This window comes from Fusobacterium sp. IOR10, from assembly GCF_010367435.1.
Classification (GTDB): Bacteria; Fusobacteriota; Fusobacteriia; order Fusobacteriales; family Fusobacteriaceae; genus Fusobacterium_B.
Genome location: NZ_WJWY01000038.1, coordinates 1 through 13,735, shown reverse-complemented (window position 1 = coordinate 13,735; position 13,735 = coordinate 1). Strand labels below are relative to the sequence as shown.

The 13,735-nt window shown below is 27.3% G+C and carries 12 protein-coding genes; 11 read left to right on the top strand and 1 reads right to left on the bottom strand.

What is annotated here, in order from left to right:
• The first annotated feature begins 300 nt into the window (after window positions 1–300).
• From GIL12_RS08995 to GIL12_RS08945, 11 genes are all read left to right on the top strand, one after another.
• On the top strand, window positions 301–936 hold the full coding sequence (locus GIL12_RS08995) for a TetR/AcrR family transcriptional regulator (RefSeq protein WP_163470148.1): 636 nt from the start codon (window positions 301–303) through the stop codon (window positions 934–936).
• 10 nt (window positions 937–946) lie between these two features.
• On the top strand, window positions 947–2,221 hold the full coding sequence (locus tag GIL12_RS08990; protein WP_163470147.1) for a TolC family protein: 1,275 nt from the start codon (window positions 947–949) through the stop codon (window positions 2,219–2,221).
• Window positions 2,222–2,232: 11 nt separating this feature from the next.
• Window positions 2,233–3,273 carry an efflux RND transporter periplasmic adaptor subunit gene (locus GIL12_RS08985; protein ID WP_163470146.1) on the top strand — a complete coding sequence of 347 codons (1,041 nt, stop codon included), beginning with the start codon at window positions 2,233–2,235 and terminating at the stop codon, window positions 3,271–3,273.
• 15 nt (window positions 3,274–3,288) lie between these two features.
• Window positions 3,289–6,384 (top strand): efflux RND transporter permease subunit, encoded by a 3,096-nt coding sequence (locus GIL12_RS08980; RefSeq protein ID WP_163470145.1) that lies wholly within the window; start codon window positions 3,289–3,291, stop codon window positions 6,382–6,384.
• Window positions 6,385–6,402: 18 nt separating this feature from the next.
• Window positions 6,403–6,867: a PG0541 family transporter-associated protein gene (locus GIL12_RS08975; protein WP_239056087.1), complete on the top strand. Its 465-nt coding sequence runs from the start codon at window positions 6,403–6,405 to the stop codon at window positions 6,865–6,867.
• A gap of 118 nt (window positions 6,868–6,985) precedes the next feature.
• Entirely contained in the window at window positions 6,986–8,011 is a 1,026-nt protein-coding gene (gene hemA, locus GIL12_RS08970; RefSeq protein WP_163470144.1) for a glutamyl-tRNA reductase, read from the top strand.
• Entirely contained in the window at window positions 7,987–8,964 is a 978-nt protein-coding gene (gene hemB, locus GIL12_RS08965) for a porphobilinogen synthase (RefSeq protein WP_163470143.1), read from the top strand. The genes hemA and hemB overlap by 25 nt, the downstream gene beginning before the upstream one ends.
• A 20-nt stretch (window positions 8,965–8,984) precedes the next feature.
• Window positions 8,985–10,286, top strand: coding sequence for a glutamate-1-semialdehyde 2,1-aminomutase (gene hemL, locus GIL12_RS08960; protein ID WP_163470142.1), 1,302 nt, complete (start codon window positions 8,985–8,987; stop codon window positions 10,284–10,286).
• 147 nt (window positions 10,287–10,433) lie between these two features.
• Window positions 10,434–11,309, top strand: coding sequence for a phosphate/phosphite/phosphonate ABC transporter substrate-binding protein (gene phnD / locus GIL12_RS08955; RefSeq protein WP_163470141.1), 876 nt, complete (start codon window positions 10,434–10,436; stop codon window positions 11,307–11,309).
• A 9-nt stretch (window positions 11,310–11,318) separates the two neighbouring features.
• Window positions 11,319–12,047: a phosphonate ABC transporter ATP-binding protein gene (phnC, locus tag GIL12_RS08950; protein ID WP_163470140.1), complete on the top strand. Its 729-nt coding sequence runs from the start codon at window positions 11,319–11,321 to the stop codon at window positions 12,045–12,047.
• Entirely contained in the window at window positions 12,019–13,596 is a 1,578-nt protein-coding gene (locus GIL12_RS08945; RefSeq protein WP_163470139.1) for an ABC transporter permease, read from the top strand. Before phnC ends, GIL12_RS08945 begins: the two co-directional genes overlap by 29 nt.
• Window positions 13,597–13,648: 52 nt before the next feature.
• On the opposite strand, the gene GIL12_RS08940 is transcribed toward GIL12_RS08945, so the two are convergent.
• Window positions 13,649–13,735 (bottom strand): IS3 family transposase (locus tag GIL12_RS08940; protein WP_163469728.1); only part of this gene is annotated, 87 nt, incomplete at its 5' end.

Sequence of the window (13,735 nt, the reverse complement as noted above, 5' to 3'; positions counted from 1 at the left end):
ATCACATCCTTTCTTTTGGTGTCGCAACTTAATTGTAACGGATTTTTTTATTTGTCTCAATTTTTTTTTGCAAAAAATAAAGGCATTAGTATTTTTACAAATACCAACACCAAATATTATAGACCCTGTATTTAAAGCTACCTGAATAGGTAGCTTTTTTTTTAATTAAAAACAGTTGAACTTCGCCATATTAAGGGAGTGAAAGAGATAAAAAAAATATTGACTAAATAGTCAATATGAAGTATACTACCTTGAGCAAAAAAATGACTTGAAGGTCAAAATTATATTTTGGGAGGTTTGATGAAAAAAGAAAATAAAAAAAATGAAATTCTAGCTGCAGCTAGAAAAATAATAATAGAAAGGGGCTATAAGAAAACAAGTGTTCAAGAAATAACAAATGAAGTTGGCATAGCCAAAGGAAGTTTTTATACATACTTCAAGTCAAAAAACGAATTAGTTATAACTCTAATTTTAGATAAAATATCAAAAATTAAAGAAAAAAATGAATTAATTTTAAAAAATGAAATATCACTAAAGAATGCTTTTGAAAAATATTCTTATAATGTTGCAATATTCCCATTGGAAGATCCTGAATCTTTTATATTAATGATGAGATTACTTGATTGTAGAGAAGATTTAGAAAAAGAAGTTAGAGAAGAACTATATTCTTTACATTTAAAAAGAGGAACTTTTGTAAGGAAAACGTTAAAAAAATATAAAGATGAATTGGACATAGAAAAAGAGGGAGAGATAGAAAGATATGTTGGAATGATTGTAGGATTAGTAGACACATATTATGAAAATGTAGTTGTTCCCATTGTAAATCAAAGTATATCTTTAACAGTTAAAGAAGCAGAAGAATTAGTAAATAAAATAAATATAGATTACGAAGTTAATTTTATGAAAAAATGTATATTAAAATTAATATTAAAATAATGGAGGGATTATGAAAAAATTAATAGGAATATTATTACTATTTAGTTCAACTATTTTTGCAAGAGAAATCAATTTGCAAGAAGCAATAGATTTAGCTCTAAATAATAGTAAAACCTTAGAACAATCTTCAAGAAACACTGAAATTGGAGAATTAAATTTAAGTAGAGCCTTTAAGTCAGCTCTACCAACAGTGGCCTATCAAGGAATATATTCTAAATATGAACACACTTTAACAAACGTTTATTTAGCTGAAGATTTACAAACTAGAAAGTCTAAAGATTATTATACTAGTCAGATAATTGTTACTTATCCTATTTTTCAAGGGGGAGCAGTTTTAGGTGGTATTAAAGGAGCTAAGGCTCAATCAAATGTTTTAAAATATAGTTATTTAAAAGAAAAGGCAAATACAAGAATAAATGTAATTGATATGTATTCAGAAATATTAACAAAGGAAAAAAACTTAGAAGCTTTGGAAACTTCAAGATTACAATTATCATCAAAGTATAAAGAGCAAGAAGAAAAATTAAAAATGGAGTTAATAATTAAAGCAGATTTACTAAAAACACAATATAGTCTTTTAAATGTTGAATCTGAAATAGTGAAAACTAAAAATGAAATATACATTGGAAAGAAGAAATTAAAAATTGAAACAGGAATAAATGATTTAGAAGAAATAACTTTAGAAAAAATAAGTGTACCAACTAATCTAAGTGATAACATAAATTTAGATGAAGATATGAAGCTAGCTAAAACTTCTAGTTTAGATGCATTAATTTCTGAGAATAATTTAAAATATAAAAAGGCTGAAGAAATGGTGGCTTTCAGTGATAATTTACCAAAAGTTAATGTTTTTGGAGAATATGGTGGAACTAAAATGAAACATTTTTCTGAAACAGATGACAACCAAGAATGGCGTGGAGGAGTTCAGATTGATTGGGAATTCTTTAGTTTTGGTAGTGGAATAGATAAATATAGAGTAGCTAAAGAAAACTATAAAATTCAAGAGTTAGAAGATAGTATAGTTCAAGATAATATAGAAATTAATTTAACAACTGCCTATAGTGAAGTTATAAGATTAGAAAAATTGAGAAAAGCTAATAAAAGTTCTTTAGAAGCATCTAGAGAAAATTATAATATAGATAAAGAAAGATATGATGCAGGATTAATTTCCACACAAGATTTTTTAGATTCAGAAGTTCAATACAGAGAAGCTAAGATTAACTATAATCAAGCTGAAAGTGATTATCTAATTGCATTTGAAAAATATAGAACATTACTTATATAGGGGGAAAATAGATGAAAAAATTTATACTAGGATTATCTTTAATTTCAGCAGTTTTATTTGTTGGATGCGGAGGAAAAAAGGAAGAAAGTAAAATAAAGGAACAAATAAAATATGTTACAACAGAAGCAGTTCAAAATAGAGAAATAAGCAATATTTTTAAAAGTGATGCAGTTTTAGAAGCACATAAAATAGTTGATCACAAAATAGAAAATGGTGGAACAGTAACACAAATATTAAAGAAAAATGGAGAAAAAGTAAAAGAAGGAGAAGTTGTAATAAAATTAGAAGATACAGAGACAGAGGAAGAGTATTATTCAACAAAAGCTCTCTATACAGTGGCTAAAAATAATTATGAAAAATTTAAAAAATTATATGAAAAGAAGTTAATATCATATTTAGAGTATGTGGACTATGAAAATAATTTTACAACAGCTAAGGCAAATTATGAAAATGCCAAGGATAATTATGAAGATTTAGAAAAGAAGGCTAAAATAGATGGGATAGTTGGTAATTTATTTAGTAAAATAGGAGATGAACTTGATCCTAAATCAACATTATTTACAGTTGTTGACGACAGTCTTATTGAAGCTTATGTTGGATTTCCAGCTGAATGGTTAAATAAAATAAAAGTTGGGGGGGAATTGAAAATAGAAGTTCCTTCTGTGAATAAAACTTACGATGGAAAAATAGAAGAAATTAATCCCATTGCAGATCAAACTACAAAGAAATATATGATAAAAATAGCAATGGAAAATAAAGAAAATATTATTAAAGATGGCATGTATGCTTATGTAACTATTCCAGTTGGAAAAAATAAAGTAATGACAGTTCCTGATGAGAGTATTTTTATAAAAGATTTACTACACTATGTTTATATAGCTAAAGATGACGTTGTTAAACTAGTGGAAGTGGAAACAGGATCACAAAATTCTCCTTATACAGAAATTCGTTCTGAAAAAATTAAAGTAGGAGATAAAGTAGTTGTTAAAGGAATTTTTGGTTTAGAAGATGGAATGAAAATAAAAGAAAATTCTACAGAAAAGAATAATTAATAAAGGAGTGAGCAAATGACATTAGCAGGACTATCAATAAAGAGACCAGTTGCCACTACAATGCTTATGATATCAATGATATTTGTAGGTATAGTGTCTATTATGACAATGAAGTCAGAGTTGTTACCGAACATGAATATACCAGTTGTAACAATTAGTACAACGTGGACAGGAGCTGTTCCAGAAGATGTGGAAACTCAAATTACTAAAGAAATAGAGGAAATTTTGCCAAATGTTGAAGGAATAGATAAAATTAGTTCTACTTCTTCTTTTGGAACTTCAACAATAGTTGCAGAATTTGATTATGGGATAGATGCAGATGATAAGGTAACAGAGATTCAAAGGGAAATATCAAAAATATCAAATGAATTTCCATCTGATGCAGATAACCCTTCAGTTGATAAAGTTGAAACTGGGTCAGGTAACTTAACAATGGTTATGATGTTTTCTTCAAAGAATAAGAAGGAGTTATCAACATTTATAGAGCAATATGCAAAACCTAGATTTGAAAGAATTAGCGGAGTGGGAGAAATTAATGTATTTGGGAATCCAGATAAACAAGTACAAATTCAAATAGATACAGATAAACTAGCAAGTTTCAATATGTCTCCTATGGAATTGTACGATCAACTTTCACAATCTAGTTCAACTATACCATTAGGAACAATAGAAACTGGAAAGAAAAGTATAACTTTAAGATTTATGGGAGAATTGAATTATATAAATTCCATAGAAGATACAATAATAAAAAGTAATGGGAATACATTGAGATTAAAAGATGTATCCCATGTCGTTCTAACTTCTGAGGATTATTCAAGAAAAGCTTTCTTAAATGGGACAGATGCAATGGCAATAGTTGTTGAAAAGTCAGCTGATGGAAGTTCAATTGATATTAATAATGGTATATTAAAAGGTTTAGAGGAATTAAAACCAATAATGCCACCTGATTCAGATGTTAAAATTCTAATGAATACTTCAGATGATATCAATTCATCTATTGCAGGAATATCTCAAAGTGCTGTTCAAGCTTTGATTCTCGCTACAATTGTTTTATTAATATTTTTAAAAAATATTAGAGCTACTTTTTTAATTACATTAGCTTTACCAACATCAATATTATTTACTTTTGCCTTTTTATCTTTAAGTGGAACTACAATAAACTTAATTTCACTTATGGGTCTTTCTTTGGGAGTCGGGATGTTAACAGATAACTCAGTTGTTGTTATTGATAATATTTACAGACATATGACTGAACTAAAATCTCCTGTAAAAGAGGCATCCGATGATGGTACAACTGAGGTAACAATGTCAGTTATAGCATCTTCATTAACGACAATGGTAGTGTTCATACCTATATTATTTATACCTGGATTAGCTAGAGAAATATTTAAAGATATGTCATATTCTATAATATTTTCTAATCTATCAGCATTAATAGTTTCTTTAACACTTATGCCTATGGTTGCTAGTAAATTTTTGAAAGCAGATATAAATATTACAAGTGAAGGAAAAGTATTTAGTAAGGTAAAAGAAAAGTATTTAAAACTTATAACTTATTCTGTAAAACATAGAATAAAGATAATTTTAATAACTATAGCTACATTTTTTATAGTTATGATATTAGGAGCTCCAAAACTTAAAGTTCAATTTATGCCAAAACAAGATAAAGGAAGATATTCAATAGTTGCAGAGTTAGGTAATGGATTGGACATAAATAAAGCTGTTGATATAGGAAGGAATATAGAGAGTATAGTAAAAAAAGAAAAACATACTGAATTTTATAATATTTTACTATCAGGAGATACAGTTTCAGTTAATGTGGATATAGGAAAGAAAGACACAAGAAAAGCATCAGTATTTGAAATAATAAATGAAATAAGAACTAAAGTTGAAAAAATTCCAGGGGTAAGAATTACTTTATCTGAAGATTTTGCTATGAGAGCTCCTACTAAGGATGTTGAATTTAAACTAGTGGGAACAGATTATCAAGCAATAAAATCTTTTGGGAAGAAAATATCAGATAAATTAAAAAAATTCCCAGGAGCAGTGGATATTGGAACCAATTTTGATTCAGGAGGTCCTGAAGCTAGAATAGTTTTAAAAAGAGATAAAATAAAAGCCTATGGTATTGATCCCTCAATAGTAGGGAAGACTATTTCCTACGCTTTTTTAGGAGGAGATAGAGGAGATACAGTTACAGTGAAAACTGGAATTGAAGAGTTAGATGTATTATTAAGATTACCAAAGGAAAAAAGAAGAGATATTAATACATTAAGAAATTTAAATGTAAAAATAGGTGATAATAAATTTGTAAAAGTTTCAGATGTAGCTGATATAGTTATGGCAGAAGGAACTTCTGAAATAAATAAAACAGATAGAATTTATAGTGTTACAGTTTCAGCTAATGATGGAGGAGTTGGAGTTGGAGCAATTCAACAAGAATTAATAAAAGAATTTAAAGCAGAAAATCCACCAAAATCTATAAATTATAGATGGGGAGGAAATGCAGAGAATTTAAAAGATGCTTCAGGACAACTTGGAAAATCTTTAGCAATAGCAGTATTTTTAATTTATGCTTTACTTGCAGCTCAATTTGAAAGTTTTGTATTGCCATTCGTTATATTAGGATCAGTTCCATTAGCTTTGATTGGAGTAGTTATAGGGTTATTGTTGACAGGAGAATCAGTTAGTGTTATGGTAATGGTTGGAGTAATTATGCTAGCTGGTATAGTAGTTAATAATGCAATTGTTTTAATTGATTTTATAAGACTTACAAGAGAAAGAGGAGAAAACAGAACTGATGCAATAATTAAGTCATGTGAAACTAGATTGAGACCAATACTTATGACAACAATGACAACAGTTTTAGGAATGTTACCACTATCTTTGGGATTGGGACAAGGAGCTGAAATATATAGAGGAATGTCTATAACTGTAATGTTTGGACTTGCTTTTTCAACTTTATTAACATTAGTTGTTATTCCAATATCTTTAACATTAATGGAAGATTTAGTTGAATTTGTTTTGAAATATATAAAAGGAGTATTTTATTATATTTCAAATAAATTTACCAAATTAATAACATCTAAAAATCCTAGATATAAAAAATAACTTATACAGGAGGGGAATATGTCAAAAAAAGAAGGATTATGTGAAGAAAACAAAGAAAAAATATTTTGTAAAATTCAAGAGGAAGATGAGAGAACCTACGCTGATTTGTTTGGCTTTAAAATGGTAATGGTATACATTAATGGAGCTCAAAAAAGTAGATTAGAAGATTTTTTTGAAGAAATAGGATTTTACTATTATGCATGTACAAGTAAAGTTGAAACTGTTTGGGATAATAAATTAAAGCATAAAAATACAAATGTTTGGCCAGGATCAGACTGTATATTTATGTTAACAATCCCAGGAAAGCATTTAGATTTAATGCTAAAAATGCTAAAGACATTTAGAATGTCTCTTCCTGCAGGGATTGCTATGGGAATTGGAGTTGTTCCAATGGACAGAGTTATTCCTCGAGTATATGAAGACGATACTATTCCTGTGGATGAAGAATTATTAAAAGTTTTAAAAGAAAAGTATGTGAAATAAAATCTAGCAATAAATAAAAATACACCTTAAAATTTTAGGGTGTATTTTTTAAATTTATGATATAATACTAGATAGTTAAATTAATGGGATCAGTTTAATTGCCTAGAAAGGATAAGTTATGAAATTAAATAATATTTTTATACTTGGAATATCTTATAACGAGCTAGATACTTTAGAAAGAGAAAAGTTTATTTTAAATAATCCAGAAAAAATTATAAAAGAATTAAAAGTTAAAGGAAAGGTGGCAGGATATGTTAATCTTGTTACTTGTTTAAGAGTAGAATTTTATTTAGAATTAAAGAAATATGAAGATTTAGATGAAATTTTGGAAAATTGGGAATTTAAAGATAGAATTTATGTGTTTAAAGGTATGGAGGCTATAAAATATCTTTTTAAAATTTCTTGTGGATATTATTCAATAATAAAAGGAGAAGATCAAATACTTTCTCAAATAAAAAATTCATATTTAGATTCTTTGAAAAATAAAAAAACAAGTAAAATATTAAATGTAATATTCAACAAGGCTATAGAATTAGGTAAAAATTTTAGAACAGTGAGTAAAGTTTCTTATAATGCTCTTTCTTTAGAAGCTCTTTCCTATAAAATAATAAAAAAACATGTTAATAATATAGAAAGCAAAAAAATTCTGATTTTAGGAATTGGAGATTTGGCTAAATCTATTTTATATGTTTTTCTTAAGGAAGGTATAAATGACATAACAATAACAAATAGAACAAAGCATAAGGCATTAGAGATAAAAAATACATTTAATGTTAATGTTATAGATTTTGAGAATAAGGATAAAGAAGTTGCTAAAGCTGATATTGTCATAAGCGTCACTTCAGCTCCACACTTGGTTTTAAAAAAAGAAAATATTCAAGAGTATTTATGTAATGATAAGGAATATATATTTTTAGATTTAGCTGTTCCAAGGGATATAGATTCTGAAATTGGGGAAATAAAAAATATAACATTAATAAATATTGATGATGTATGGGATATATATAATAACAACATAAAAAAAAGAGATAGTATTATGAAAAATTATGAATATTTAATAGAAAATCAAATTAATAATTTTAAAAAATGGTATAGTTTTTATACTAAGGGGGAAAAGAAGTGTTTACTAGAACTAGAAGGTTAAGAGGAAATAAAAGATTAAGAGAAATGGTGAAAAATGTAACAATTAATTTAGATGAATTAATTTATCCTATTTTTATAGAAGAAGGAGAAAACATAAAGGAAGAAATTAAATCTATGCCAGGCCAATATAGATTTTCACTGGACAAATTACCTGATGAGTTGAAAGAATTAAACGAGTTGGGAATTAAATCTTTGCTTATTTTTGGAATTCCAAAGATTAAAGATGAAAAGGGAAGTCAAGCTTACGCTGAAAATGGTATAGTTCAACAAGGGATTAAAGTTATAAAAAAATATTTCCCAGATTTTATAGTTGTAACAGATGTTTGCATGTGTGAATACACATCACATGGACATTGTGGAATACTATGTGGAAAAGATGTGGACAATGATAAAACTTTAGAATATATATCTGAAATAGCTTTATCTCATGTGAAAGCTGGGGCAGATATAGTTGCTCCTTCAGATATGATGGATGGAAGAGTTCTAGCAATAAGAAATAAATTAGATGCAAATGGATTTGTGAATATACCTATTATGGCATATAGTATTAAATATGCTTCTAGTTTTTATGGACCATTTAGAGATGCAGCAGATTCAGCACCTAGTTTTGGAGATAGAAGAACTTATCAAATGGATTTTAGAAATTCTAAGGATTTTTATAGGGAAGTTGAAGCAGATATTGAAGAGGGAGCTGATTTTATTATGGTTAAGCCAGCTTTAGCTTATTTAGATGTGGTTAAATCTATTTCAGATATTCATTTACCAATTGTAGCCTACAATGTAAGTGCAGAATATTCTATGGTAAAAGCAGGGGCTATGAATGGCTGGATAAATGAAAAAGGAATAGTAATGGAAACAATGTATGGGATGAAAAGAGCAGGAGTTGATATAATAATAACTTATCATGCTAAAGATATTGCAACATGGGTAAAAAATAATGAAATTTTACTTTAAGATTTTAAAGGGGGAGATTAGTGGACAATAGTAATTCAAATAAAATATTTAAAGAAGCAAAAAAATATATACCTGGAGGAGTTAATAGTCCTGTTAGAGCCTTCCAATCAGTGAAAAGAGAAGCTCCTATTTTTGTAAAAAAGGCTTTAGGAAGTAAATTATGGGATGAAGATAATAATGAATATATTGATTTTATTTGTTCTTGGGGTCCTATGATACTTGGACATAACTTTAAAAATGTAATAGAAGGAGTTAGAGAAGCAATAGAAAATGGGAGTTCCTATGGACTTCCAACAAAATTAGAAGTAGAATTAGCAGAATTAATAGTCAAATGCTGTCCTTCTATTGAAAAGGTTAGATTGACTACCTCAGGAACTGAGGCAACCATGTCAGCAGTTAGACTTGCAAGAGCCTACACTAATAGAAATAAAATTTTAAAGTTCCAAGGGTGCTATCACGGTCACTCAGATGCTTTACTTGTAAAATCTGGTTCAGGACTTTTAACAGAAGGATATCAAGATAGCAACGGTATTACAGATGGAGTATTAAAGGATACATTGACAATTCAATTTGGAGATATTAAAAATTTAGAAAAAATATTAAAAACAAAAGAAGTGGCATGTCTTATTATGGAAGTAATTCCAGCTAATATGGGGGTAATAAAAACTGATATAAATTTTTTAAAATCCATAAGAAGAATATGTACAGAAACAAATACAGTTTTAATATTTGATGAAGTCATTACTGGGTTTAGGATTTCATTGGGAGGAGCTCAAGAATATTATGGAGTAATTCCTGATATAACAACTATAGGAAAAATAATAGGTGGAGGATACCCTGTTGGAGCCTTTGGTGGGAAAAAAGAAATAATGGATTTAATAGCACCAGTTGGAAGAGTTTATCATGCAGGTACACTATCTGGAAATCCAATATCTGTTAGAGCTGGATTTGAAACAATAAATTATTTATATGAAAATAAAGATAGAATTTATAAAGAATTAGAAATTAAAACTAATTATATAGCTGATGAAATAAGAAAATTAATAAAAAACTATAAAATTTCAGCTTGTGTAAATAATATAGGTTCCTTATTTACTATTTTCTTTACAAATAAAGAATTAGTTGAAAATTTAGATGATGCATTAACTTCAAATATAAGTGATTATGCAAAATATTTCAATATTATGTTAGAAGAGGGAATAGTTATTCCTCCTTCACAGTTTGAAGCTAATTTTATTTCTTTAGCTCACTCAGATGAGGATATTTCTAATTATTTAAAAGCATCAGAAAAAGCATTTAAAATTATCTCAGAAAAAATATAGAATAAAAAGGCAAAGCTTAAAAGCTTTGCCTTTTTTATGATTGTGTTAGTACAATTTTACTTGTAATGGTGTACACCTATATTTTATCATGTTATACTCTTTATAAAAGATATAAGTATAATATACATAGATATTAAGGAGGGTATTATGAGGAAAAAATTTATAAGTATAGTGGTAGTTCTTTTGACAATATTAGTAACGTTAACAGGATGTGGACAAAAAAAAGATAAAGATACATTGATTATGGGATTTGTTCCATTAATTGACGGTGATAAATTAGTTGATTCAGTAAAACCACTTTCAGAAATTTTATCAGAGGCCATTGGGAAAAAAGTAGAAGTATTTACAGCTACTAATTATGTTGGAGTTATTGAAGCTATGGGATCTTCTAAGGTTGATTTTGGAATTATTCCTCCCTTTGCTTATGTTCTTGCAAATAAAGAAAGCGGAGCTCAGGTTATATTAAAAGCTTTAAATAAACACGGGGCATCTTTTTATCGTTCAGAATTTGTAGTTAGAAAAGATAGTAATATTTTCTCTCTAAATGATTTGAAAGGTAAAAGAGTGGCTTTTGTGGATCCTTCCTCATCTTCAGGTTATTTATATCCAGGTGCTTATTTAAAGAAAAATGGCATAGACATAGATAAGGATATAAAAGTTATATACAGTGGAGGACACGATAAATCAATTCAACTTCTTTTAAATGGAGATGTGGATTTAATAGCAGTTTTTGAAGGAGCTAGAAATAAATATAAAAAAGAATTTAAAAATGTATTAGATGATACGAGAATATTTGGATATTCTGAAAATATTCCATATATAAGTGTTACAGTTCGTGGAGATATGGATGAGAAAACAAAGGAAGAGATAAAAATAGGATTACTTAAGGGATTAAATAGTGAAAAATCAAAGGAAATAACATCAAAATTATTTAGTATCTATGGTTTTGAAGAAGCAGATGATTCTGACTTTGATAGTATAAGAACAACTGCAAAATTGATGGATATAGATCTTGAAAAATAGGAGAAATTTATGTTAAAAATTGAAAATTTGAAAGTTGTCTATGAGAAATTTGAAGCAATAGAAGATTTGAGCTTAGAGGTTCATGATGGAGAATTCGTTGCTATTATAGGATCTTCAGGAAGTGGTAAATCATCATTAATTAAGTCAATAAATTTATTAGTAAAACCTAAAAAAGGACATATATTTATTGGAAAAGATGATATAACCTTATCAAATTCAAGAGAACTAAAAAAATTAAGAAGAGAAATAGGATTTATTTTTCAAGATTATAATTTAATTGACAGATTAAGTGTAATTGAAAATGTTTTAATAGGAAGGCTTGGATATAAATCTTCCTTTGAATCCTTATTAGGAATTTTTAAAAAAGAAGAATACAAAAATGCAATGGATGTTTTAAAAAAAGTTTCTTTAGAAGAAAAAGCCTTTGTTAGAGCTGATGAACTTAGTGGTGGTCAAAAACAGAGGGTATCAATTGCTAAAGTTATTATGCAAAATCCTAAATTAATCTTAGCTGATGAACCAGTTGCAAGTTTAGATATTGCAACTTCTGAAAATATAATGAAATATTTTGAGATTATTAATGAGAAATATAAAATTTCAATAATTATAAATTTACATGATGTAAGTTTAGCTAAAAAGTATGCTAAAAGAATAGTAGCTTTAAAAGAAGGAAAAATTATATTTGATGGGAAAGGAAGTGAACTGACAGATGACATCCTTAGAAGAATATATACATAAAAACAGAAGAAAAAAACTAAAATTTTATTCTTCTATTTTAGTTATTGTTATATTTTTAGTTTACTTTATAAATTTTGATATTTTTATTTTTATAAATGGTCTTCCAGATATGTTAGATTTATTAAAAAGGATATTAAAACCAAATTTTTCTTATAGTGATGTTGTATGGGAAGCTCTTTTTGATACTATACAAATGAGTGTAATAGGGTCTTTTTTAGGTATTATCCTATCAATACCTTTTATATTTTTAACTTCAGAAAATGTATGTTTTTCAAAGGTGGTCTCCAGTGTACTTAATAGAATTTTTGCTATATTAAGAACGATACCTAGTTTAATATGGGCAGCTATATTAGTTAGTGTTTTTAGTATTGGAAAGTTTTCAGGAACCATAGCTTTGATGATAATAGCTTTTTTAATATCTCAAAAATTATTAAGAGAAAGAGTGGAAGAAATAGGAGAGAATATATTAAATTCAACTCTAGCTATAGGTGCTTCTAAAATCCAAATGATGAAATATTCAGTTATGCCAGAATTGAGAAAACATATAGTATCGACTTTCTTTATAGTACTAGAAAGTAATATAAGAAGTGCAACTATATTAGGATTTGTAGGAGCTGGTGGAATAGGACAAATAATGTGGAGAGATTTAAATCATTTAAGATATGACAATTTAGCAACTATTATATTAATTTTATTTTTATTAATTTTAAGTATTGATTTTTTAAGTTTGTTTATAAGAAGTGAAAAAAAGATAGTGAAATTTAAAATAAATACTTGTTGTAATTTTATTTTGTATGATTACTTAAAAAAAATTTTTATATTCTTTTTTGTAGCTCTTATGTTATTTGTCTTGAAAAATTATTTTAATATTAGTGGTGAAAGATTTTTAAAGGGAATTTTACAAGGAAAAGTAATTTTAGTAAGAATGTGTCATTTAAATTTAAGTTATTTTCCTAAAATTATAAGTGGAGTTTGGGACAGTTTGTTAATTGCTTTATTTGCAACTTTTTTTTCAGGAATTATAGGATTTGTTTTAAGTTATTTTACAGCTTATAATAGTTCTCCAAATAAATATGTTTCTATATTATTTAAAGGATTAATTAACATTATGAGAACAATCCCTCCAATGATAATTGCAATAATATTTTTTAGAGGAATAGGTCCTGGGAAACTTGCAGGAGCATTAGCTTTAACAGTATATACTTCAGGAACATTAACTAAAATGTACAGTGAGATAATTGAGAATGTTAATAAAAATGTTGAAGATAGTATAAGATCAACAGGGGCTAAAAAAGTAGGAATCTATGTTTCTGGATTATACAAAGAAACTTATCCATCTTTTATAGGTATTTTACTTTATAGGTTAGAATCAAACATAAGAAATTCAACTATATTAGGAATAATAGGTGCAGGAGGAATTGGAACACTTTTAAATATGAATATTATTTGGAGAAACTGGGAAAATGTCGGGCTTATTGTAGTTGCTATAGGTTTAATGATAGGAACTATTGATATTTTAAGTAAAAAAATAAGAATGAGAGTAAAATAAAAAGAGCTGCATAATGTAGTGAACCCATTTTCTTGGACATGAAATTTAATATTTAATTTAAGGATTGATTCCTGTATTCTGCAGGAGTTAATCCTTTTAATTTTATTTTAATTCTCTGATTATTATAATAATCAATATA

Bases quoted from the DNA above. Each gene is read 5' to 3' on its own strand.
- GIL12_RS08945 (WP_163470139.1), top strand. From the start codon at position 12,019: ATGACATCCTTAGAAGAATATATACATAAAAACAGAAGAAAAAAACTA.
- phnC (WP_163470140.1), top strand. From the start codon at position 11,319: ATGTTAAAAATTGAAAATTTGAAAGTTGTCTATGAGAAATTTGAAGCA.
- phnD (WP_163470141.1), top strand. From the start codon at position 10,434: ATGAGGAAAAAATTTATAAGTATAGTGGTAGTTCTTTTGACAATATTA.
- GIL12_RS08985 (WP_163470146.1), top strand. From the start codon at position 2,233: ATGAAAAAATTTATACTAGGATTATCTTTAATTTCAGCAGTTTTATTT.
- GIL12_RS08990 (WP_163470147.1), top strand. From the start codon at position 947: ATGAAAAAATTAATAGGAATATTATTACTATTTAGTTCAACTATTTTT.
- GIL12_RS08980 (WP_163470145.1), top strand. From the start codon at position 3,289: ATGACATTAGCAGGACTATCAATAAAGAGACCAGTTGCCACTACAATG.
- hemA (WP_163470144.1), top strand. From the start codon at position 6,986: ATGAAATTAAATAATATTTTTATACTTGGAATATCTTATAACGAGCTA.
- GIL12_RS08995 (WP_163470148.1), top strand. From the start codon at position 301: ATGAAAAAAGAAAATAAAAAAAATGAAATTCTAGCTGCAGCTAGAAAA.
- GIL12_RS08975 (WP_239056087.1), top strand. From the start codon at position 6,403: ATGTCAAAAAAAGAAGGATTATGTGAAGAAAACAAAGAAAAAATATTT.